1 protein-coding gene is annotated in these 1,635 nt (G+C 65.2%); it reads left to right on the top strand.

Features of this window, described 5'->3' with window-relative positions:
• Positions 1–1,635 (top strand): hypothetical protein (locus tag KP814_RS32460; protein ID WP_216740661.1); only part of this gene is annotated, 1,635 nt, incomplete at both ends.

Genomic DNA, 1,635 nt, shown 5'->3' with positions numbered 1-1,635 from the left:
TCGGGTGACGGCGGCGGTGGACGCGGCCGGCGCCGTGACCGCCTACGACTACGACCCCAGCGGCAACCGCATCCTGGAGCGACGTTACGGCGAGGCCTTGAGCAATCCCGGCAATGCCGCGCTGGCGGCGTTGCTGAGCAAAGATACGGACGATTACCGGGAACTGCGTTACACGTTCGACCTGAACAACCGTCAGGTGGAGACGCGGACCCGGGGCGAAACCCACTTTGATCTGGCGCTGAGCAATCAGCARYTGGCGGCGCTGACCCAGGGCGAAAGCGCCGTGAGCAAGGGCTTCTACAGCTCCGCGTACAGCCAGGAAGAGGTGGTGACGCAAACGCTCTACAACCGTAACGGCGACGTGATCGCGGAGCGGGACGGTCGCGGCGGCGTGACGCGTCACTTCTATACGGCGCAGGGCGACCTGCAGGCGACGTTGGCGGCGGGCGTCACGGATTACCAGCGCGATGGGGGAGCGGTGACGGTGACCCGTCATCACGCCCTGACGCAATGGACCACGGACGCATTAGGTCAGATYCGGGAGCAGGTCCAGTACGCCTATGAGGCGAAAAAYCCAGCAGAAACGGCGACCCTGGCGGAGCTGCTGGCGAACGTGGCGGCGCAGCGGGCGGCGGCGGAGAGCGACGCGGCGAAGCTGGCCGGRCGSGACCTGRCGGACCTGAGCGACGMRGAAGTGGCGCAGAAACTGGTGCGGGGCGACCGCARACAGACTTACGACTATGACCGCCTGGGACGCCGGATCACSGAAACCGTGCACGGCGTGGAGGACTACCAGTTCGTGAACGGGGCGCCGAAGAAGACCACGGCGAGCAGTCGCAGCACCCGCTACGACTACGACAACCTGAACCGCCTGCAACGCACGATTGCGCCGGGAGAAGGCGCGGAGACGCTGCGTACGCTGGAGACGACCTACGACGCCCTGGGCCGCAAGACGACGGAGAAAGGRCAGAGCTTTACGGACTACAAAGGCCGCATGGCGCGCGCGACCGTGACCTATGGTTATGACGCGTTAGGRCGTCAGGTGACGCAGACGCGGGTGGCGCTGGAGGCGGGCGCCAACCAGACCAGCCGCACGCTGGTGAACGCGCTGGGCTTTGCGGTGGCGGACATTGACGCCAGCGGCGCRCGGACGGATTACGCGACGGACGCGTTCGGCGCGGTGGCGGAGAAAAGCTGGAGYCAGCGGCAGGCGGAAGGCGGCAGCCAGAGCTACTGGAACCGTTACTGGTATGACGGCGCGGGTCGTGAAATCAAACGCGTGGACACCACCGGCCTGAGTCACGAGACGCGCTATAACGGCTACGGCGACATYACGGCGAAAGGCATGAACGGGCAATACCAGGAGCAGTTCAAGTACGACCGCCTGGGCCGTCTGTTCAGCACCAACAAGGAAACCGGCGCGCCGCAGCTTTACCTGTACGACAAGAACGGCAACGCCTCGGCGGAGTTCATTCTGGTGGACGAYCTGAAGGACGCGTCAGGCAATCCGATCGACCTGGCGACGCTGACGTCGCCGGAGCAGGTGAAGGCGCTGGGCGTGCTGCAGACGCAGATGAAAGTCAGCGTGTATGACGAACGCAACCGCCAKACGGACACCTTTGAGGCGCCTCATGA

Origin of the sequence: Hahella sp. HN01 (assembly GCF_018986435.1) — a bacterium.
Lineage (GTDB): Bacteria > Pseudomonadota > Gammaproteobacteria > Pseudomonadales > Oleiphilaceae > Hahella.
Note: the sequence above shows the minus strand (reverse complement) of the source record. Positions and strands in the feature narration are given on the sequence as shown.